This window comes from Colwellia psychrerythraea (assembly GCF_000764185.1).
Lineage (GTDB): Bacteria > Pseudomonadota > Gammaproteobacteria > Enterobacterales > Alteromonadaceae > Colwellia > Colwellia psychrerythraea_B.
In genome coordinates this window covers 39,980-62,514 of the sequence record NZ_JQEC01000039.1, presented here as the reverse complement: position 1 = coordinate 62,514, position 22,535 = coordinate 39,980, and the positions used below count along the sequence as shown (strand labels likewise).

Sequence of the window (22,535 nt, the reverse complement as noted above, 5' to 3'; positions counted from 1 at the left end):
AAGGGTTATGCCCTTGATTTAAGAATAAGACTTTTTGTTGGTTTTAATTAAGGAGTAAAGAACACCTAGTGCTAGCAGACACCATGACAGTACCCAAACGAGTTCAGGTACCATTGTCATTGAAGCTAAAGCAGCCCCATCACCTAAATCTCGACCATCAAATAAATAAGTTGGACTAAATAGACTATTTAACAGAATACTCAAACCAAAGAATTTTAGTAATAATTGTAGATAATGCAAACGACGCATTTTTATAGTCATAACAAACATAATCGCCAAGCTTGCGATGATAATCATAGTAAACAAATCTCTTGCCCAAAATATAATTGAAGCAAGCAGTAATACAATCATTAAGCCGGAAAAAATTTGTGCGGTGCGTTGATGACTATTCGCTAATTTAAATATCAGCCAGCCCCAAAGTGTTGCTCCTGCATAACCAAAAACAGTAATAAAAAAACTCAAGCCACCCTGGGTAGTACATAAACCAGCGCCTGTAGCATACAGTTGAATACTGATGATTTCGCCACCAGTAAGCAATGCAGCAATACCATGACTTATTTCATGAAAGTATGTCTCCAACCAATTTAGTGGGATAGACACAATCGGAATTTGTCTGATGATAATGGCCGCTACCAACAAGAAATACAATTGGTATTTTTGCCAAAAGCTGGCGGAGGAGCTTTGTGGGCTATTAGTCATACTTTACTGCCATATTTTACGATCATAGATTGTTGCCATTACTTCGTGATATAACTTCGTGATATAACTTCGTCAGATAGTTTCCTGAGATTATTACCTGTCATAGTTTTAGACCATTATAATTTTGAGTTATTTACCCGGAAGCTTTTTCCAGGAAACTGTATCGCGAACATATACTGGCTGTGCTTCTTCTGCACTAACGCCCTGGCCTAATTCTAACTTTATTTTGCCGATTACCAACATCGCTTCAGCGCTTGGGAATAAAATATCAGGACTGCCATTATTAGTTTGCAATGCGAACAATTGCTCACCTGATTTTTCACTTAATTTTTCAGAATACGCATCCCAACCTGTACCCACTGCATAGAATGGCGTAGTTACAACAGCCGATAGCTGCTCTGCTAATTGTTCAGGCGGAGTAACTGCTTCAGCTTGCTGCGCTTGCATAACATCATGTTCATCCAAGGTATAATAACCATTGTAAACTTCCGACATGCGCGCATCGATTGCGGCAATAACTTGCTTTTGTCCGTGTTTCATATAAGCCATTTGGGCCATAGCTTGTAGACTAGAAACGCCAACAACAGGTAAGTTAGCTGAAAAAGCTAACCCTTGAGCTACGCCAACACCAATACGAACACCAGTAAAACTGCCTGGCCCTTGACCAAATATTAGACCGTCAAGATCTGCTAATTTAATACTCGCCTCATTAAGCACTGCATCTATCATTGGCAGTAGATGTAGGCTATGCGACTGTGGACAAAGTTCATAACGAGAAAAGACTTTACCATTTACTTGCAGTGCTACTGAACATGCTTCCGTTGAAGCATCAAGAGCCAAATAATTCACAATACTTACTTACCTATATAAAGTTGGATATAGTTGGTTATATCTTTCTATTATCTTTAAAATTTATAATAATATTTGTTCGAATTAAATGCTTTCTTGCTCGAGGCGTTAGAAATGATGCATAGTTTATCTATGTGATATTTCTAGAAAACAAGTTCGCAATAAAGAGCAAAAGGCATTTAAACGGATCGAATATTTTAAAGGATGTCGACTAAGTCGATAACAAACGTAACCGTTTGTCCTGCTAATGGGTGATTAAAATCAATAGTAACCGAATCACCATTAATCTCTTTAATCATACCGGGTAATTCACCACCGGGTTGTGTAAAAGTAATAATATTACCTATTTTTGCCGGTACTTCCGCTGAAAATTTATCAAGCCCCATATAATGAATATTATCTGGGTTAGTCTCACCAAAGGCATCATTAGCTGCTAGAGTGAACTCTCTTGACTCACCTTTTTTCAAACCAATTAGCTCAGCCTCAAAAGCAGGAGAAATACTGTTATCGCCCATGATTATTTTTGCTGGTTTATTGTTTACTTTAGTACTATCGGCAGCAGAGCCGTCACTTAATTTCATAGTAATATGAACAAGAATATTTGAGTCTTTTTGGATCTGTGTCTGTATTGAATCGGTCATTACTAACTACCTATCTTATTAGTTTTTTTCTTTTGTTTGTCGTTATTACTTTCATCAACAGCTTCTGGGTTAGCTTCCTGAGCAGCATCTTTATTGGTGAAAGATTCAAAGATCATCAAGGCCGCACCAATAAAAATAACTGAATCGGCAATATTAAAAGCAGCAAAATGATAATCGCCCCAATAAAAATCGAGAAAGTCGATAACATAACCAAATAAAGCTCTATCGATTAAGTTACCTACCGCACCACTTAAAATCAGCGCAAAAGCAATACTTAATAAACGTTGTTGTTTGGGGGTTTTTGCCATCCAGACCAGAAAAACAATACTGGCAACACTAGCAATAGCGGTAAAAAACCAACGTTGCCAACCGCCTTGGTCGGCTAAAAAGCTAAAAGCCGCTCCAGTGTTATGCACATAATAGAGGTTGAAAAAGGGCAAAACAGACAATGTTTCACCATATTCGAAAGTACCCGCGACCCAGTGTTTAGTTACTTGATCGATGATTAAACACAATAACGTCAACCATAACCAGCGTAATCCAGTGTCATTAAATAATTTTTTCAATGTTGATAATCTCATTTAGCACAATTAAGTGTTGTAATTAAGTGTTTTAATGAAAGAAGCTATTACCAACGACCTATCTTCTCGCGGATAATAGCTTGATAACTTTACTTCAATTGAAATACTTTAATTGATTTAGCTGAGCTAACTTAAGTAAAATTCACTTCAAATTGACAGTTCGAATTAAGCGAACTGTCTTGTTTCACCAGCACCATCAATATTGGTGATACAACGACCACATAATGTTGGGTGTGTTTCACTTTCATCAATATCGGTAGTTACATGCCAACAACGCTCACATTTAGTACCTTCTGCTGGTGCAACGCTCAACCACAATCCTTCCACATCAGTTTCAAGCGCATTTTCTGGCGCTGCTGTAACAGTTTCAATGGTTACTTTTGAGGTAATCAATACAAAGCGTAACTCATCACCTAGTTTCGCTAACTTAGCCGCTAGATCAGCAGCAGCGAACAGGGTAACTTGCGCTTCTAGTGCCTTACCAACAGACTTATCTTTTCTTGCTTGCTCTAAGGCGCGGTTAACTTCACCACGAACAGTCAGCAATTCTGTCCAGTATTCATTACCAAGCTCATCTGAAGATTCATTGTTCTCTTCTTGCTTAGTAAGGCCATCAAACCAAACACCAGTAAAGACAAACTCATCACGCTCACCACTAACTGGTAACGGTAATGCTTGCCAGATTTCTTGCGCTGTAAATGACAAGATTGGTGCCATCCATGCCGTCATTGCTTCAGCAATTAAGTACATAGCCGTTTGACATGAACGACGTGCGTTTGAATCACTCTTAGCGGTATATTGTCTGTCTTTGATGATATCAAGATAGAAACCGCCAAGCTCGTTAGTACAGAAATTCATTAACTTGTGTACTACTACATGAAATTCATACTCATCATACGCGTTGATAATTTCTTCTTGTAAACGTGCCGCTTTATCAACTACCCAACGATCAAGCACAACCATATCTTCCACAGCAACCATGTGGTTGGCTGGTTCAAAACCGGTTAAGTTAGACAATAAGAAACGTGATGTATTACGAATACGACGGTAAGCATCAGCTTGGCGTTTAAAAATCTCATCAGAAACAGTAATTTCTTGTGTGTAGTTAACAGATGCTGTCCATAAACGTAGAATATCTGCGCCTAAAGTTTTAGTAATACTTGATGGTTCTATCACGTTGCCTAATGACTTAGACATTTTGTGACCTTTAACATCAACTGTAAAACCGTGAGTAAGCACTTGCTTATATGGCGCTTTGCCATTCATCGCTACTGATGAAATCATTGATGACATAAACCAACCACGATGTTGATCAGAGCCTTCAAGATATAAATCCGCAATACCGTCAAATTCTTCACGTGCCTTGATAACTGACTCATGGGTGGTACCTGAGTCAAACCACACATCCAAAGTATCAGGTACTTTAATGTATTCATTCGCATCATCACCGATGAGTTCGCTTGGCTCTAAATCGAACCACGCTTGGATGCCTTCTTTTTCTACACGCTTGGCAACTTCTTCAATGAGTTCAATGCTACGTGGATGCAAGGCGCCGCTGTCTTGATGAATGAATAATGCCATAGGCACGCCCCACGTACGTTGACGTGAGATACACCAATCAGGACGGCCTTCAACCATAGACTCAATACGACGTTGACCCCAGTCAGGGATCCACTGTGTTTTTTCGATTTCGTTTAATGAATCTTGACGTAAACCTTTTTTGTCCATGCTGATAAACCACTGCGGCGTAGCTCGGAAAATTAATGGTGTTTTATGACGCCAGCAATGCGGGTAAGAATGCTCTAACGCATGATGATGCACTAACGCACCTTTTTCTTTTAATAGCTCAACCACACTGGCATTGGCTTTAAATACATGTTGTCCGGCAAGTAATGGCGTATCTTCAAGGTATACGCCATTAGCGCCAACAGGGTTAGCCACTTCTAAGTCGTATAATTTGCCAACAACAAAATCTTCTACACCATGTCCAGGGGCAGTATGTACGCAACCAGTACCTGAATCAGTAGTTACATGTTCACCTAAAATAACCGGCACGGTAAAGTCATAAAATGGATGCTGACATTGCACTAATTCTAAATCGCTACCTTTACAGAAACCTAATGCATGGTATTTATCTAAACCAAAGCGATCCATACATGAACTAACAAGATCAGACGCTATGATTAAACGTTGCTTTTTACCTTCCTGTTCACATTGAACTAAGGTGTATTCAACATCAGCATTTACTGCTATTGCACGGTTAGCAGGCAGTGTCCAAGGTGTTGTTGTCCAAATAACAGCGCCGATCTCACCTTCGCCTTTATGGCCTTCTGGGTGAGAAAATTTATCAGCTACTGCTTCATCAGCAATAACAAATTTCACATCAATTGCTGGTGATTGTTTATCTTTATATTCAACTTCAGCTTCAGCCAAAGACGAACCACAATCAGTACACCAATGAACAGGTTTAAAACCTTGATGCAAGTGGCCATTTTCAGCAATTTTACCTAACGAACGGATAATATTGGCTTCAGTGCCAAAATCCATAGTTAAGTAAGGCTTGTCCCAGTCAGCGAAAATACCTAAACGTTTAAAATCTTCACGTTGACCATTTACTTGCTTAGCGGCATATTCACGACATTTTTGACGAAAATCGCTGGCACTGATCTTATGACCTGGTTTGCCTACTTTCTTCTCAACCATTAGTTCAATTGGTAAACCGTGACAATCCCAACCAGGGACGAAAGGTGAATTAAAGTCAGATAAGGTTTTTGATTTAACAATAATATCTTTTAATATTTTATTAACGGCATGACCTAAATGAATATTACCATTGGCATAAGGAGGGCCATCATGAAGTATGAATGACTTTTTACCTTTTTTGGCTTCACGAATCTTGCCATAAAGATCTTTAGCTGCCCAATCTTTGAGCATATTAGGTTCACGGTTAGCCATGTTACCTTTCATAGCGAAAGAGGTGGCCGGCAAATTCAGGGTTTGTTTGTAATCACTCATTTAAATCATTATCCGTTTATGTTGGCTGATAAGTTTAACGAAACGCTATAAATATCAACCTGATTTATAACTGTTTATTGAATATGTTGTTTTTACTATATCAAGTAAAACTTAAGTAAGGTCTTATGCCAATACTTGTTTTGCTTGTTCACTATCTTGATGAATTTGCGCAGTTAGCGCCTCAAGGCTGTCAAACTTGATCACTGGGCGCAGTTTTTTCTTAACTATCACTTCAATGCATTGTCCATACAAGCTTTCATCAAAATCAAAAATATGTACTTCGAGTTGCTGTCTAACGCCATTAATGGTCGGCCTAGCACCAATATTAGCAACACCTTTAAATTGTCCCATATTGGTATTTACCAAAACAGCAAAAACACCACTTAGCGGCGAAACACGCCTTTTAAGCAATACATTGGCGGTTGGAAAACCCAATTGGCGACCACGTTTATCACCGTGAAAAACGCGACCAATTATTGAGTATTCTCTGCCTAACATCTGTTTCACTGTCACTAGGTCGTCTTGCTCTAATGCTTGACGAATAACGGTGGAACTAATGCGGCAATCGGCCATTTTATAACTTGTGGTATCTGAAACGTCGAAACCATACTTATCTCCTGCTTGACATAACATGGAGAAGTTACCCGTACGATTTTTACCAAAATGAAAATCATCACCAACAATAAGGTGTTTTATTCCTAATTTATTAACCAATAAATGCTCTATAAAGTGCTGGGCACTTTGATTAGCAAATTTTAAGGTAAAATTGACACAAATAAGTCGCTGTACGCCTAATTGTGCTAATAAATTATATTTATCACGTAAACGGCATAATCGAGCAGGTGCAGTTTCTGGTGAAAATAGCTCTTGTGGTTGTGGTTCAAAAACTAATACAGCTGCAACACTATTTAATGCTTTAGCCTTACGTACTAGGGCTTTAATTACTTGCTGGTGGCCTAAATGCACACCATCAAAATTACCAATAGTTAATACACAACCATGATCTTGTAATCGAATATTATGTATACCGCGAACTAACTGCATCAGCTATTATTCTGCCCTTCACTATCACACTAAATGACTCAAAAAAGTCACTGACGAACCTCAACATTGACATTCGCATAAATAAATCGGGAAATTATATACCAGCGGGCGCGAATAATCAGCAGTTCAAACACTTTATTTATGGTTATTTTTATTCTTTTATTACCTTAAAGTCACTCAGACGTATACCTAACAAAATAATCATTACCAGATAGCTAGCAGCACCAGCAACAATACACAAAGTTAGTTGCTGTACTTGCTCAAAGAAGTCCATCGCTAACCAAGTATCAAAGTCACTAGATAATTGATAAACGACTAAAGCCATAACGCTAGCACTAAGCACTAATTTACCAATAAAAGTCAATGTTTTAGTAGACAGTTGATAAACACCTTGAGCTTTTAATCCACGGTATAACAACCAAGCATTAAGTGTTGCTGAAAGTGAAGTAGCTATGGCCAACCCCACATAACCAAAAAATGGCGCTAACATTAAATTGAAGGCCATATTCGCCACCATGGCTTTAATACCTATTTTCACCGGTGTTTTAGTATTTTGTCTTGCGTAATATCCAGGCGCTAATATTTTAATAAACATAAAACTTAATAAGCCTGATAGGTAAGCAAATAGTGCAAGTGATACTTGCACAACATCATTTTGACTAAATTCACCTCGCATTAACAGTACCATAATAATGGGTTGGGCCAGGACCATCAATCCAGCTAAGGCTGGCCAGCCAAAAAAGCTGATTACTCTAATGCCCCAATCAAGGGTTGCGCTAAACTCCGTGGGATTATTTTTACTATGCAGCCTTGCCAAGCTAGGTAGTACTACTGTTGCGATACCAATAGCAAATAAACCCAGTGGAAACTCTAATAACCTATTAGCAAAGTAAAGCCAACTAATTGATCCTGTGACTAAAAAGCTAGCAATTAAGGTATCAAGTAATAAGTTGATTTGTGTCACTGACACACCAAATAAAGCTGGAAGCAGTAACTTTCGTATTTTTTTTACGCCTGCACTATGCCAAGCCCATTTGGGCTTTACTAACATACCGGCTTGATACAAAAAAGGAATTTGAAATAGAAATTGTATTAAACCACCTAAAAAAACGCCCCAAGCGAGGGCATGAGCGGGGCTTTGGGTATAAGGAGCACCATAAATAGCCATTCCGATAATAGCAACGTTGAGCAGTACGGGTGTAAAAGCGGCTACTGCAAATCGGCCCATGGTATTGAGTATTGCGCCTGACAGTGCAGTAAGACTAATAAACCATAAGTAGGGGAAAGTTATGGTTAACAAGTTACTTGCTAGGTCAAACCTCTCTCCACCTGGCGCATCATTAAACCAATCAATAAACCAACCAAAACCAAAAAGCATTACAAATAAAGGTGAAGCTAACATGCCAAACAATGTTACCCCCGTGATAATGACTCCTAGGGTGCCTGATACTTGTGCAATTAATAACCGTGTTTGTTCTTGGTTATTTTTTTCACCTGACTTTTCATCTAAGTTTGTATCCTGGTGATCACCTTGCTGTTCATCCTTGACCTTATATTCACTTAGCACAGGTACAAAGGCCTGGGCAAACGCTCCTTCAGCAAAGAGTCTACGAAAAAAGTTTGGGATTTTATTAGCAAATAGAAATACATCTGCCATCAGTCCAGTTCCCATTACATTAGCAATGGCTACATCTCGAACTAAACCTAGTATGCGAGAAACCAACGTCATAGCACTAACAATCAGCCCTGATTTAATTAACTTTTTACTCAAAAAAATTTCCTCCAACCAAAATTATATTTGGTTGATTTAATAGCACAACACTTTGACTAAAGTGACTCGAAAACACTGTAAAAAGATGGTGAAGATAAATAATGTGTATTATGTGATGATTTTAGTTATTTAAACAATGTATACTTAGCGCTGTTCACAACATGTTTTGTTATATCGACCACGAATCTAGTCGTAAACATCAACCATATTCTTTTTAATTGCTTTTATGGTTAACTTTACCGTTAAGATTAAATTAAACAATTAAAACATTTGACAAACAGCAAAAAAAAAGGCATATTTCGTCGCCTTAAATTTAAGCTTATAATCACTCTTTTAGGAGAATACCTTGGCTAACTCAAAGCAAGCTAAGAAGCGCGCAGGACAATCTGAAAAGCGCCGTCAACATAATGCAAGTCGTCGCTCAATGATGCGTACTTTAGTAAAAAAAGTACTAGCAGCAATTGAAGCTGGTGACAAAGAAGTAGCAACAAAAGAATTAGCTGCTGCTACACCAATTTTAGATCGTTACGCAAGTAAAGGTCTTATTCATAAAAACAAAGCAGCTCGTTCTAAGAGCCGTTTGAATGCAACGATAAAAGCACTTTAATTATTGCTTTAGTTGTATAGTTTTATGAAGTGAAAATATGGTGCACCGTGTTTTCCATTTAGAAACCGACTTAAGTCGGTTTTTTTATGCCTGGAATTCCTCGAATGCTGTTATACCAACCCCATTAAATTATTGCCGCTTGTGCTTGTTAAAATATGCCAAAGCGGTGTTGCTCTCAATTCCAATAGCCAGCTATTGGTCAATCGAGCACCTTGCATTTATTTGTTTTTCCTGTGCACAACAGCTCACAAACTTAATGGAATTGGTACTATTTATAAGTGAGTTGTTAGCTTTACAACAAACAAAGTGTTTAATTACTATTTGCTATTGCACTCCCGGCCATTTTTTTTTAGTCTCTTAGCAACTTATTGATAGAGACTTCCTATGAAAGCATTAAAACTAACAAAAATAGCTGCGGTAGTATTACTGGCAAGCGCTACATTAACTGCTTGTAATAATTCCACCGAAAAAAATATCGATGCCGCTAAAACGACTGAACCAAGCTCTGTTAAAAGTACTTCAGCAAATCAACCAGCATTACTTAGTGGCTTTGAAAGCCGTTTAAATATCTATAAAGAAGTAACCCTAAATGCTGATTTAAGTCATTTATCAGCAAATCAAAAGCAGATGTTATCTTTACTTATTGACGCCTCTAAAATAATGGATGACTTATTTTGGCTACAAGCCTACTCACAAGATAAGAAGACTTTTTTAGCTAGCATAAGTGATGAAGAAACCAGGCGCTTTGCTGAGGTAAACTACGGCCCTTGGGATCGTCTCGATGGCGACAAAGTGTTTTTATCTCAAACGGCGATAAAAGCACACGGCGCAGAATTTTACCCTAGCGATATGACTAAAGCGGAATTTGAGCAAAGTGACTTTAGCGATAAAAAAGGCCTTTACTCAATTGTTCGACGTGATAACGAAGGTAAGTTGATTAGTGTTGCATACTCTGAAATATATCATGACAAAATGACCCGTGCTGCAGCTATTCTTGATGAAGCGGCAAAGTTTGCTGACGATAAAGAATTTGCTAACTATCTAACCATGCGTGCTCAAGCATTACGCACCGATGAATATCAAGCTTCTGACTTTGCTTGGATGGATATGAAAAACAACCCTATTGATGTGGTTATTGGGCCCATTGAGAGCTATGAAGATCAACTTTATGGTTACCGTGCCGCTTTTGAATCATACGTTTTAATTAAAGACCTTGCTTGGAGTGAAAAACTGGCCAAATATGCTCAATTTTTACCTGAGTTGCAAAAAGGTTTACCGGTAGCCAAAAAATATAAAGCTGAAGTTCCTGGCTCTGACGCAGATTTAAATGCTTATGATGTTATTTATTATGCCGGTCACTCAAATGCGGGTAGTAAAACTATAGCTATCAACTTACCTAATGATGAAGAAGTTCAGCTTAAAAAAGGCACTAGACGCTTACAATTAAAAAATGCGATGCGTGCTAAGTTTGATGCCATTATGTTACCAATCGCAGATACGCTGATTGTGCCTGAACAGCGTGAAAATGTCACTTTTACCGGTTTTTTTGCTAATACCATGTTTCATGAAGTAGCTCATGGCTTAGGCATTAAGAACACCCTTAACGGTCAAGGGCCAGTTCGCCAAGCATTAAAAGAACATGCTTCAGCATTAGAAGAAGGTAAAGCCGATATCCTTGGTTTATACATGATTCGCCAATTACTTAATAAAGGCGCGATCACTGACGGCACACTAGAAGATTATTACACTACCTTTATGGCGGGAATTTTCCGTTCAATTCGTTTTGGTGCTAGTTCAGCTCACGGTAAAGCCAACATGGTACGTTTTAATTACTTCCAAGAAAAAGGTGCTTTTAGTCGTAATGAGCAAGGTTTATATAGCATTAATGTTGAAAAGATGACTGCCGCAATAGACTCTTTATCTGAGTTGATATTAACCTTGCAAGGTAATGGCGATTATCAAGGTGTTGATAAATTAGTGAAAGATAGTGGTGTTATTGGTGAAACACTAGCCGCAGATTTAGCCCGCTTAGAAGCTGCCGGTATTCCTGTCGATATTGTCTTCAAACAAGGTAAGCAAGTATTAGGGCTTTAGTACTCTAGTCATTTACTTTATTAGTACTTTACGTAACAGAAGTAGAATATATAAATAGAAAAAGCGCTTGTCGAGTTAATCGACAAGCGCTTTTTTATTATTTTAGCAACGAGCAGCTAATGCGGTTTCATTATACCATTCCATCTAAGAAAGCGATCGCTTAGCGAGAATTTAAAGGTTAGAGGCAAGGTATTGATTGCCAAGAATAGTATTCTATTGTTTAAATCAATAACGCAACATATAAGCCTTTAAAACTCGCCCTTCGGGAACGCATTGGCATCATGATAAATACACAAAATTTGTTTGATGTAGAATAACTATATCAACACATATTTTGCTTTTTCTCATATCGCCAATGCCGTTCTAAGTGGTCACTTCTTTAGATGGATTGGTATTATCTAAAAAGAAAAATCATCTGCATCTAGTGCCATCATCGATTGACCGCCATTTTCAACACAAGCGGCATGACCTTTGGCACGTGGTAATATACGCTGAAAGTAGAAACGCGCTGTTTTAATTTTTGCTTGATAAAAAGCTTCCTCTTCACTTCCTTCTGAAAGCTTATCTTGTGCAACTTTGGCCATTTTCGCCCAGAAATAAGCGAGCGTTAAATAGCCTGAATACATCAAGTAATCTACAGAAGCAGCGCCAATCTCGTCTGGATTTTGCATAGCTTTTTCACCCAGTTTCTCGGTCATTTTCTGCCAATCACCACCAAAACTCATAATTGGCTGAATAAACTCTTGCATGGCATCATCATCAGCATTTTCTAAGCAAAACTTGGTTACTTCACTACCAAACGCTTTAAGGATTTTGCCTTTAGAGCCGAGTATTTTTCTAGCCAATAAATCTAGTGCTTGAATTCCAGTAGTGCCTTCATATAAACAACTAATTTTTGTATCACGCATTAGTTGTTCCATGCCCCACTCTTTGATAAAACCGTGGCCACCAAAAACTTGCACACCATGACTTGTACACTCTAAACCGAGCTCGGTAAGGAAAGCTTTAGCAATTGGCGTTAATAAAGCCAGTTTAGTTTCTGCCGCTGCTTTTTCTTCTTCACAGCTACTAGCATGACCGATATCAACTAGTTGTGCTAAATAGGCAATCAGTGCTCGACCACCTTCTGCAATGGACTTCTGTGTTAATAACATGCGACGAACGTCAGGGTGAACTATGATTGCATCCGCTGGCCCTTCTGGGTTCTTCACCCCTGATAAAGAGCGCATCTGTAGCCTGTCTTTTGCATAAGCTAGTGCACCTTGAAATGATGCCTCTGCTGCAGCGACCCCCTCAGTGGCTACACCTAAGCGGGCAACGTTCATAAAGGTAAACATGCAATTCAAACCGCGATTCACTTCACCAATCAAATAACCTTTCGCACCATCAAAGTTAATGACACAAGTTGCATTCGCGTTGATGCCCATTTTATGTTCAATAGAGCCACAAGAAACAGCATTACGGTCGCTTGTTTCACCCTCGTCAGTAACATTAAACTTAGGCACAATAAATAGCGAAATACCTTTGCTGCCTTCAGGTGAGCCTGGAATTCTGGCAATAACAATATGGACAATATTATCGGATAAGTCGTGTTCACCTGCAGAAATAAATATTTTTGAGCCTGTTAACGAGTAACTACCATCATCATTTAGCTCGGCTTTAGTACGTAACATGCCTAAATCGGTACCACAATGAGCTTCAGTTAAGCACATGGTTCCTGTCCAACTACCTTCAACTAGCTTAGGTATAAACTGACTTTTTTGCTGTTCATTGCCATGTGCTTCAATGGTTGCTAATGCACCATGACTTAAACCTGGATACATAGCAAAACTATGATTAGCACTAGAGAAAAGCTCAGTTATTGCAGTGTTTAATGAATGTGGTAAACCTTGGCCACCAAAGTCTACATTTTGCGCTAGTGTTGGCCAACCACCCTCTACATATTGTTGATAAGCTTCTTTAAAACCATCAGGGGTCGTCACTTTACCATCGGTCCAAGTACAACCTTGTTCATCACCAATTTGATTGATTGGAGCAATAACTTGCTCTGTAAATTTTGCCGCTTCGTTAATAATTGCATCAACCATATCTAAACTAGCATCTTCATAACCTAATTTTTGATAGTGGCTATCGCAATCGAACAACTCTTGCATAACAAACTTAATGTCTCTGATCGGTGCTTTGTACTCTGGCATGACTTTCTCCAATAGTTAACTTTTTGGTTTGACAAAAATAAACTGGTCTGAGGTCAGACCTTTCAAACAAGTGTTTGATTAAATCATGTTATGAACACATTTAAAATAGTATAAGTAAAAAAAGGAACATATTTCGTTCCTTTGTAACTAATAAATATATAGTGATAGCGAGCTTATTTTTGCATTAGCACTCGAAAATCATTGTTTTTATCTGCCGGACTATTATCAAATTCAAGCTAAAAGTGAGCTAAGTTGGTATCTAGACATCGATCACAAAAAACTATCATGGAATGACTGATCTCTGACTACTACCTCAGGCTATATAACTTATATTTATACATTTTCCTTTCTTCTACTTCATAGCTCCACTCTAGCGCTTTATTTAACATTTGTTTTGCCTGAAGTTCTTCCCCCTCAGCTAGGTGAATTTGATAAAGCCCCATATATGCTTGATGTAAATAAGGTGCCTTTTTCAGTGCCTTTTGAAAATATAAAGCCGCTTTCCGATTATTTTTAGCCGCGTAAGCTTGTTCTAACCATTGGTATGGATTGGGATCGTCCAGAAAATCAATCTTTTTTTCTATTTGATCGGCTTCAGCAAACCGTTGTTCACTGTTTAATAGCACTATATAATTACTCATCAGTATTAAATGAGATGAATCTACTTTCATGCCTACTTTATAAATATTTTCAGCGGTTCGATTATCCCCTGCCCGGCGGTGAATAACGCCGAGTAGATTGAGTACAGCAATATTTGATCGGTCATATTGGTATGACTTTTCCGCCAGATTGAACGCCTCATCGAGTTTATTTTCAATTAATGCATCAGCAGCAAGATTCTTATAATACATAGAAATGAAGGCAGACTTAGAAACCTTTCGACCTTTTAAATCATTATTATCAGGGAAGTAGTCGATTACTATACTTGGCTTAGCAAAATATATAACATCATCTTCGGGTAAAAACCTATCGTCATATAAAATACTTTGCACATGAGATGATGACAAAATCAGGTTATTTTGTTTATCAAAGGTAGGCAGTGTTGTTAATTCTCTAAAGCTATACTCTAAGCCTATTAATTCTGCAAAAGCCCCCGTAAGAACTGCTAGACTCATACAGTTACCTTTGTTTAACCGAGCTGCTTCTTCTGCCTTATATGTCTCACCATAGTAAGTAAAGCTACCTAAACGAGACTGCAAGACTTTAGACAGGGCTTCATGCTTGGGCTCACCTAAAGCTATTCTTTTATTTACTTGAGTAAAAACTTCTATTTTCTGCTCTGCTGTTAAATAAAATATATCATCAGAAATATTTTTTTGTTGGGGGACAACATCAAATAAATCATAGTTAAGTGCTACATTAAAAAACTCTTTCTTTGGAGGAGGGCTTTGTGAAAAACTAGAGCAAGAGGAAATAAAAACAACTAAAAACGTGGTAAGACAACTTCTAAAAATCACTATAACTTTCCTTAAATAAAATAATATTCCCTGTTAACTATAGATATCCTATATGAAGTAAAAGTGCTTTTAAAGTAATAAATATAAACACAAAATTGGCAAGTTCCACAATAAAAAAGCTTAGTGACATTCATCACTAAGCTTTTTAAATTTAACTAATTATGCACAAAGTTAAGTACTATAAAGTTTAATCTGCTTGATTATTACTTTCTGGCTGGACGTTATAGGCATTATTTTGAGATTCTAAGTACGCAAATACTGTAGTGAATGCTTCTTCTTGATATTGCTTTAAGCCAGTGTCTCTAAAATCTATATCAATTTGGCTTTTCGATAATTCTTTTTTGATAAAGCTACCTGCCAATATTTCAACGTTCAAATCGCTAATCAATTGAATAGCTGCTTCAATTTTAAAACCAATAGGACCACCAGAAAATTTACCTTTTAAAGCTCGGCCTTTAATCTGTACATGAGTAACTTGGTAATCTTCCATCAACTTGGCAAAAGTAAATTGAAATTTTTGTACTTGCTCTGCATCACCTGCATTATCAAGGCTGATTTTTTGTACACGTGTATGAGGGATATCATACAAGTTATTTTCTTTTGACATGATGCAAATTATTGCATCATTACTTTTAATTTCTACACCACAAGCTATCATGGAAAAACCTCTTTAATCTAATTGCCAATATTATATACCCATTATCATTCAAAGTGCAGGGGTTCATTAGGAATTAAAGTTAATAGATATTAACTTCATGAAGCTGAACTTTATGGAACTTAGATACGCTAACAGGTATCATTTATCATAATTGCGTTAATTGGATTTATTTGATGAAAAAAGTATGTGTGATCACTGGTGGTAGCTCTGGGATTGGTTTGAGTATAGTTAAGTTATTCGTTGAGAATGATTACCTAGTTTTTAATTTAGATTTGTCTCCTTCCCTCCTAGGTGCTGACTTCAAAAGTGAGTACCGCCAATGTGACGTCACCAACATTGATCAAGTTACCAAAATAATTACGGACATAGCTAAACAGCATACCATCGATGTTTTAGTATCAAACGCCGGCATTCATTTTTCTGCCAATATTGAAAATACCAGTGAAGCTGATTTAGACAAAGTATTCAACATCAATGTTAAAGGTGCTTATGCGGCAATAAAGGCAGTATTACCTTCAATGAAAGCACACAACAATGGTTCAATCTTGTTGATGGCTTCTGATCAGGCCTTAATTGCCAAGCATAACTCTTTTGCTTATAACTTGAGTAAAAGCGCCCTAGCCTCTATTGCTAAAACAACGGCTCTTGATTACGCCAGCTTTAACATTCGTGCCAATGCAGTTTGCCCCGGCACTATTGAAACACCGTTATATCATCAGGCGATTGATAATTATTGTCAGAGGTCAGGCGCGAATAAGGCTGAGGTACATCAAGAGGAAGCAAACTTGCAGCCTTTACAAAGATTAGGGCAACCTGAAGAAGTGGCAGAATTAGTACTATTTTTAGCGTCTGATAAAGCAAAATTTATCACTGGTAGCTTACAAGTGATTGATGGGGGCTACACCGCGCAATAACCAATATTTACAAATTAAAAAAACCGAAAATAAAGCACTCAACAGTTACAACCTAAATACTATGACCGTTAATATTATTGATCCACATCTACATTTATTTGACCGCTCACAAGGTGATTACCATTGGCTTAAATCAGAGAACCCTCCTTTTTGGCCTGATAAATCAATCATTCAGCAAGACTTTTCAATTGATGATTTAACCAATAGTTTTGCCCTAGTAGGTAACATCAACCTCAGTGGCTTTGTTCATATAGAAGCTGGCTTTGATAATGTACATCCTTGGCGTGAGCTTGAATACCTCGATAACTTAGCCATTGAAAATGTGCCTTATCCAAAGTGTCGAACAGTAGCTAGCATTGACCTATTAGCACCGCCTTTAGACTTTATTAAGACACTGGATATATTACAGCAACACTCTAATATGATAGGTGTTCGCCATATTCTTGATGAGCAAGCTTATAGTATTTTAACCAATCAAAACGCCCAAATAAACTTTGCTAGCCTTAATAAGCTACCTTACTTTATTTTTGAACTGCAATTGCCATTGGCTGATGAGAATGCCATGCAGGTTATGCCGTTATTAATAGAAACTATCACCAACAATGCTCAACTTCGTTTTATCATCAATCATGCTGCTTTCCCACCGAAAGACATCAGGGGAAAAGCATGGCTTTTATGGCGAAAAAATATCAGTGAGCTTGCCCTACTCCCCAATGTATTTATTAAGTGCTCTGGTTGGGAGATGGCAGACCGACAATATGAAATGTCATGGTTTTCAGGGGTAACAAACTTTTGTATAGAGACGTTTTCAATTGAACGAGTGATGTTAGCCAGTAACTTCCCGCTGTGTTTACTAGGTAGAAACTTAGATAATGAGGTAGGTAATAAGCTGGCCGATAAACCAGATAATAAGACTTATGGCCGTTATTGGCAGGATATTCTTCAATCGTCAGTAATAAAGCAGTGTAGTGAAAAAGAAAAAAGCGCATTGCTGTATGACAATGCGCTTGGTATTTATCAGCTTTCTACTGCCAAAGAGTAAAGCTCAATTACTTAATAGTAACGTTTGGCGATCTTTTTACCACTTTATCGTTAAGTTCGATACCAATACCTGGAACTTCAGTCACTTGGAAGAAACCATCCACCGGTTGCGGGTCTTGTAAACACAGCTCTCTGTTCCAGTCTTTAATCGCGTATGTATGATGTTCATGGATTAAAAAGTTTGGAATAGCCGTTTCTAAGTGTAATGATGCTGCGGTTGCCACAGGTCCGCCACAAACATGTGCCTGGATACGAATATCATAAACGTCTGCATAGTCACACACTTTTTTCGATTCGGTAAAGCCACCACATAAACCTACATCAGGCTGTAATACATCAATGCTTTGATCTTCAAAATAAGGTCTTACATCCCAACGATGATATAAACGTTCACCACCAGCAATCGGCACATTAACGTTATCCGATACCTTTTTATGTACCGCTGGATTTAAATAGTTAACCGGCTCTTCATACATCATACAGCCAACTTCTTCAACGATTCTGCCCATTTGAATAGCAGATGCCGCGCCCATTAGTGAGTGTGATTCAAAAATAATATCAACATCTTCACCAACAGCATCACGAATAGCCCGTAATCGATTACCAAATAAACGCATTTGCGGCTTAGTAAATAATTTTGTTCGATCAAAAGAGGAACTGCCATCACCATTATAAACAATAGGATCAACTTTTACCGCATCATAGCCTTCTGCCACGGCTTTTAACGCAGCTTCAGCGTATTGCTCCGGTTCAATTAATTTCTTAATCTCACTGTCCCAATCAAACTGAAGTTGACTAGCATAAGTACGTAATTTGTCATTTACTTTACCGCCTAGCAATTGGTAAACAGGTACACCTAAAGCTTTGCCTTTGATATCCCAGAGTGCTGTATCAATAGCGCTCATGGCTGAATATAAAACCGGTCCGCCGCCTAAGCCCCAAAAACTCTCACGTAACATACGTGACCACAACAGTTCTGTATTAAACGGGTTAAAACCAATAAGTGCCGCCTCACTGATTTCTTTAATCATGGCAGCAGCAGCACTATGTCCCCAGTCATATGCTAAACCCGCTTCACCTACACCGCTAATACCTTCATCGGTATGAATTCGGATAAAAACAGGGTTCCAACCAATGCGTTTGGGGCAATGGATATCAAAAACTTCAACATGAGTTATTTTCATATTTTTCTCAATTATTTTAGGTGAGATGTGCTAGCGAAGATACAGTATTTCGCTCTAGTTTTTTTATAAATGACTCTCTAAAGCAGCCACAATTGTTGCGTTAAAGATTAATAGCTTATTTGCAAAAGTAACAATACTAAAATGAGCTAATTAATAACCGGGCTTGCATATAAGCTTACTTTCAAGCTAAATCTTAACGCTAGGGATATGAGCTAAAGTGCGAAGCTAGGGTCATTGCGATAGACTCGACGTAACATCGCAGGCCATGCTTTTTGCCCACCTGTCTCGCCAGCATGAACAATATTAGCTTGCGCTTTGATACCATCGATAATGCATTGCGGGGCATAAATAGGTTTCATACCAGATGCCATTACTTGCAACTGTATTTCACAGGCACGAGTTAAATCATACATATGCATAAACGCATCACCTATAGTCTTGCCCATAGTTAAGGCGCCATGATTTCGTAGTAACATAAAGTTTTTATCACCTAAATCATTTTGCAATCTTAGCCTTTCTTCATCATTAACCGCTAGGCCTTCATAATCATGGTAACTCATCGAAGCTAAGGCAAACATAGAGTATTGGCTTAGTGGTAACAACCCCCCTTCAACACTTGCTACGGCAATGGTTTCGTTGGTATGTATATGCAAGGCGCAGATATCATCATGACGTACTTCATGCACGGCACTGTGAATAGTAAAACCAGCAGGGTTTATTTCAAATGGGCAGTCCTTATCGATAATATTACCGTCGATATCAATTTTGACTAAATTTGACGCAGTAATTTCTTCAAAAGCCAAACCAAAAGCATTAATTAAAATATGTTCAGTATCAGGAATACGGACAGAAATATGGGTATGAATAAGGTCATCCCAACCATGCATTTGCAATAATCGGTAACAGGCCGCTAAATCGACCCGTAATTGCCATTCTTGGCTAGATACTTTATTTTTTAAATCAAGTTTAGGCAATTGCAGCATTACAGTAATTCTCTATGTATAGGAGTTAATCATTATGACTAGATTTTACCTGATGATTAACAGGCAATAAAGCCGTTTGACGCCATTTAAAGCATTGTTTTGATAATGGCGCCAACTATTGCAACGAACACCAATATGCGAATAACTTTACTGTACTTTCCCTGTTGCTCATCTGTCATGGGTTTACCAAACCTCTCTCCCAAAGTAACCATCAAGAACACAGCTAAAAACACACAAGCCAAAATAATTATTAACGTCATATTTTTCTCTTTATTTATTTTTTAAGTAGTTTTTTATACCCAGTTTTAGCAAAATCGATTACCATAGCTAGTAGTGCAACTTACCATTTTATATCGCAATGCAGCAATCCGATAATTTTTACCAAAAACGTCGTTTTATCATCAAATTAGGCAAAGCTCTACATAAGTTGGGCTCTACCGCTTATCGCCTTGAAGACAACCTACTATCCATTGCTAAATTTCTCGACATTCGCGCTTCATTTATTATAACGCCCACCGCGTTAACTTTTATCTTATCTGATGACGAAGATGATCAGCAATATAATCATTTAGTGCGTGTTAGTCCTGGTGATATTGATCTTGGCTCTTTAGCACGTATTGATGAGCTTGTTGATGAATTAATAAATGGTCAACGCACACTAGACGAAGCAATTGATCGTTTAGCTGAAGTAAAAAACAAACCTGCACCTTACGGAATATTTTTATCCTTCTTAGCTTTTGGCGCATCAAGTGGTGCTTTTGCCATGTTAATGCATACTAGTTGGCACGATGTGTTTTGGTCGACAATTTTAGGATGGGTGACTTTTCTTTTTGTTTTGTGGGCAGAAAAATCTCGACGTATGTCCGATTTATTAGAGCCAATTTCAGCACTCGTAGCATCACTATTAGCCTCAGCAATATCAATATTTGATCCTAGTATCAATATCCCTATGGTTATTCTATCTAGCATTATTGTTTTTATTCCAGGCTTGTCACTAACTGTAGGTTTATCTGAGCTTGCTGCTCGACATTTAATGTCAGGGACGGCGCGTATCATGGACAGTATTATGGTGCTATTTAAACTTTACTTTGGTGCAGTACTAGGTATGGCATTAGGTAGTTTAACTTGGGGCACAGCTGTATTCCTACCTCCTGAAACTATGCCGGTATGGACCTCATGGCTTGCAGTAACTACTCTTTCTGCAAGTTTAGTTATACTGTTTAAAGTAAGGTTAAAAGATGCGCCATGGGGGATGATTTCGGGTTATATCGCTTTTGGTGTCAGCATTTGGGCAAGTGAATATTTAGGCGTCGCTTTAGGTGCGTTTGTTGGCGCTTTTGCACTGGGTTTATATAGTAATTTATTTTCTCGGATTATGAACCTACCCTCAAGTATTGTAAGACTACTTGGCTTAGTTGTACTCGTTCCCGGCTCTAAAGTATATATTGGTTTAAATAGTGCAGTGTCAGGAGAGAATATGTTAAATGTTCCAGATTTAGGCTCACAAACATTTTTAATATTCATGTCTCTAGTTGCCGGAATTATTTTCTCAAATGCCGTTTTACCTCATGGAAAAACCTTATAAGAGGAGTGTTCATACCATTAACTGAGCAAATCTAACTCACTTTCTATGAGTATTGTTTTAGCCTTTGATTAAGCTAGCCGAATATCACATATCACTTAAAAGTGATGTTAAACTTGGCAAATTAAGCTCTTTTTTATCATCAACCTTAGTACGTATCAAGATTCAAACTACAACTATACTTATGGCAAAATGTCCTTCACTTACTTATTTTATGCCTCGTTATTTATTGCTTTTATTAAGCTTGATTATTACGCCTATAGCCGCAGAGCAGCGAGCAAAAATACCTATAACTATAGAAACTGATATTTACCAACTTGCACAGAAGAAAATAGCGGAACACGAAGTGTTAGATATTAAGGACTTTTCAGGGCCTAATTTACCAAGAGATGTTGTTGAGTTTATATTAATTCAACAAGCGCTAGCCTTAGGCGGTTCAAAATTAGAATTTTCTTTTACCGTAGGAAATTACGATGCAAGGAATATCAAACTACTTCAGTCAGGTTTATTACTGATTAATTTTGACTCTATGTGGCTCTCTCAAATCAGTTCCTTTAGTGAAGAAGTATACATTTCTGACGCAATTATAAGAAAAGGTGAATATTGGGCTGGCTTGTATACTGCACTAGATAACAAAATGGCTCTGGAGACAAAATCCTTAATAGACTTACAAAGCCTTTCTGTTGTTTCAAATAAAAATTGGTATGTTGACTGGAAAACCTTAACGCAGCTAAATATTAAAACCTTGATTCACGATGAAGAGTGGCTATCAATGGCCAAGCTAGTGAGCATGCAATGGGTTGATGTTATGTTAGCCCCTTTCACTGAAAGCTACCCTTTTAGTTATCAAGGGGATGGATATAGAATTATTGCAATTAACGGTATAAAAGTAGCATTAAATGACAGTAGACATTTTGTTATTTCCAAAAAACATCCCCGTGGCAAAGAGACTTACATCGCTTTGCAAAAAGGCTTAAGACTACTTAGGCAGCGCGGAGCTATATCCAAGGCATTTTTACAGTCTGGCTTTTTTAACGATCGCGTAAAAGAGTGGCACGTTATTAATCAGGACTTCCTTGAGAGTAAAAGTAATATCGATAAAACTTACTAGCTGCTTGATAAAACTTTGTCGAAGCCAATACCTTATTTTGTACAAACATACTAACTCATTAATTTACCTAGAAAACAATCTTATTGATAATTGTTATCATTAAGGTTAT

The 22,535-nt window shown here is 37.8% G+C and carries 19 protein-coding genes; 6 read left to right on the top strand and 13 right to left on the bottom strand.

All coding sequences use genetic code 11. The features are described 5' to 3' along the window. Window positions 1–18 precede the first annotated feature (18 nt). From GAB14E_RS09810 to murJ, 7 genes are all read right to left on the bottom strand, one after another. Window positions 19–699, bottom strand: a complete 681-nt coding sequence (locus tag GAB14E_RS09810; protein WP_033082715.1) for a M50 family metallopeptidase — start codon at window positions 697–699, stop codon at window positions 19–21. 129 nt (window positions 700–828) lie between these two features. Continuing rightward, window positions 829–1,548, bottom strand: a complete 720-nt coding sequence (gene tsaB, locus GAB14E_RS09815) for a tRNA (adenosine(37)-N6)-threonylcarbamoyltransferase complex dimerization subunit type 1 TsaB (protein ID WP_081967823.1) — start codon at window positions 1,546–1,548, stop codon at window positions 829–831. Window positions 1,549–1,745: 197 nt separating this feature from the next. Further along, window positions 1,746–2,189, bottom strand: coding sequence for an FKBP-type peptidyl-prolyl cis-trans isomerase (gene fkpB, locus GAB14E_RS09820; protein ID WP_033082713.1), 444 nt, complete (start codon window positions 2,187–2,189; stop codon window positions 1,746–1,748). A 2-nt stretch (window positions 2,190–2,191) separates the two neighbouring features. Next, complete coding sequence (lspA, locus tag GAB14E_RS0123095; RefSeq protein WP_052093739.1) at window positions 2,192–2,770, bottom strand: signal peptidase II; 579 nt, start codon at window positions 2,768–2,770, stop codon at window positions 2,192–2,194. A 165-nt stretch (window positions 2,771–2,935) separates the two neighbouring features. Further along, window positions 2,936–5,785, bottom strand: coding sequence for an isoleucine--tRNA ligase (gene ileS, locus GAB14E_RS09825; RefSeq protein ID WP_033082712.1), 2,850 nt, complete (start codon window positions 5,783–5,785; stop codon window positions 2,936–2,938). A 123-nt stretch (window positions 5,786–5,908) separates the two neighbouring features. Beyond that, window positions 5,909–6,829 carry a bifunctional riboflavin kinase/FAD synthetase gene (ribF, locus tag GAB14E_RS09830; protein ID WP_033082711.1) on the bottom strand — a complete coding sequence of 307 codons (921 nt, stop codon included), beginning with the start codon at window positions 6,827–6,829 and terminating at the stop codon, window positions 5,909–5,911. Window positions 6,830–6,980: 151 nt separating this feature from the next. Then, on the bottom strand, window positions 6,981–8,600 hold the full coding sequence (murJ, locus tag GAB14E_RS09835; RefSeq protein WP_033082710.1) for a murein biosynthesis integral membrane protein MurJ: 1,620 nt from the start codon (window positions 8,598–8,600) through the stop codon (window positions 6,981–6,983). 346 nt (window positions 8,601–8,946) lie between these two features. On the opposite strand from murJ, the gene rpsT reads away from it, so the two are divergent. Together rpsT and GAB14E_RS09845 are read left to right on the top strand one after the other, a co-directional pair. Then, the gene (gene rpsT, locus GAB14E_RS09840) at window positions 8,947–9,207 is read left to right on the top strand and encodes a 30S ribosomal protein S20 (RefSeq protein ID WP_033082709.1); all 261 of its coding nucleotides are present in this window, start codon (window positions 8,947–8,949) and stop codon (window positions 9,205–9,207) included. A 384-nt stretch (window positions 9,208–9,591) separates the two neighbouring features. Continuing rightward, window positions 9,592–11,301 carry a dipeptidyl-peptidase 3 family protein gene (locus GAB14E_RS09845; RefSeq protein ID WP_033082708.1) on the top strand — a complete coding sequence of 570 codons (1,710 nt, stop codon included), beginning with the start codon at window positions 9,592–9,594 and terminating at the stop codon, window positions 11,299–11,301. Between the two features lie 398 nt (window positions 11,302–11,699). Here the strand turns inward: GAB14E_RS09845 and GAB14E_RS09850 are convergent, their stop codons facing one another. From GAB14E_RS09850 to GAB14E_RS09860, 3 genes are all read right to left on the bottom strand, one after another. After that, on the bottom strand, window positions 11,700–13,496 hold the full coding sequence (locus GAB14E_RS09850) for an acyl-CoA dehydrogenase C-terminal domain-containing protein (RefSeq protein ID WP_033082707.1): 1,797 nt from the start codon (window positions 13,494–13,496) through the stop codon (window positions 11,700–11,702). A gap of 308 nt (window positions 13,497–13,804) precedes the next feature. Then, the gene (locus GAB14E_RS09855; protein ID WP_033082706.1) at window positions 13,805–14,953 is read right to left on the bottom strand and encodes a tetratricopeptide repeat protein; all 1,149 of its coding nucleotides are present in this window, start codon (window positions 14,951–14,953) and stop codon (window positions 13,805–13,807) included. Window positions 14,954–15,140: 187 nt separating this feature from the next. Further along, window positions 15,141–15,611: a DUF3010 family protein gene (locus tag GAB14E_RS09860; protein ID WP_033082705.1), complete on the bottom strand. Its 471-nt coding sequence runs from the start codon at window positions 15,609–15,611 to the stop codon at window positions 15,141–15,143. A gap of 173 nt (window positions 15,612–15,784) precedes the next feature. On the opposite strand from GAB14E_RS09860, the gene GAB14E_RS09865 reads away from it, so the two are divergent. Further along, window positions 15,785–16,525: an SDR family NAD(P)-dependent oxidoreductase gene (locus tag GAB14E_RS09865; RefSeq protein WP_033082704.1), complete on the top strand. Its 741-nt coding sequence runs from the start codon at window positions 15,785–15,787 to the stop codon at window positions 16,523–16,525. Window positions 16,526–16,586: 61 nt separating this feature from the next. After that, window positions 16,587–17,567, top strand: coding sequence for an amidohydrolase family protein (locus tag GAB14E_RS09870; protein ID WP_033082814.1), 981 nt, complete (start codon window positions 16,587–16,589; stop codon window positions 17,565–17,567). A gap of 7 nt (window positions 17,568–17,574) precedes the next feature. On the opposite strand, the gene GAB14E_RS09875 is transcribed toward GAB14E_RS09870, so the two are convergent. From GAB14E_RS09875 to GAB14E_RS24870, 3 genes are all read right to left on the bottom strand, one after another. After that, window positions 17,575–18,750: a mandelate racemase/muconate lactonizing enzyme family protein gene (locus tag GAB14E_RS09875; RefSeq protein WP_033082703.1), complete on the bottom strand. Its 1,176-nt coding sequence runs from the start codon at window positions 18,748–18,750 to the stop codon at window positions 17,575–17,577. Window positions 18,751–18,962: 212 nt separating this feature from the next. Beyond that, complete coding sequence (locus tag GAB14E_RS09880; RefSeq protein WP_033082702.1) at window positions 18,963–19,733, bottom strand: class II aldolase/adducin family protein; 771 nt, start codon at window positions 19,731–19,733, stop codon at window positions 18,963–18,965. 86 nt (window positions 19,734–19,819) lie between these two features. Beyond that, window positions 19,820–19,993 (bottom strand): hypothetical protein, encoded by a 174-nt coding sequence (locus GAB14E_RS24870; protein WP_156115741.1) that lies wholly within the window; start codon window positions 19,991–19,993, stop codon window positions 19,820–19,822. A gap of 98 nt (window positions 19,994–20,091) precedes the next feature. Between GAB14E_RS24870 and GAB14E_RS09885 the strand changes: the two genes are divergently transcribed. Both GAB14E_RS09885 and GAB14E_RS0123090 read left to right on the top strand, forming a co-directional pair. Further along, window positions 20,092–21,318, top strand: a complete 1,227-nt coding sequence (locus GAB14E_RS09885) for a threonine/serine exporter family protein (protein WP_033082701.1) — start codon at window positions 20,092–20,094, stop codon at window positions 21,316–21,318. Between the two features lie 181 nt (window positions 21,319–21,499). Beyond that, complete coding sequence (locus tag GAB14E_RS0123090; RefSeq protein WP_197061209.1) at window positions 21,500–22,426, top strand: hypothetical protein; 927 nt, start codon at window positions 21,500–21,502, stop codon at window positions 22,424–22,426. Window positions 22,427–22,535: the final 109 nt, after the last annotated feature.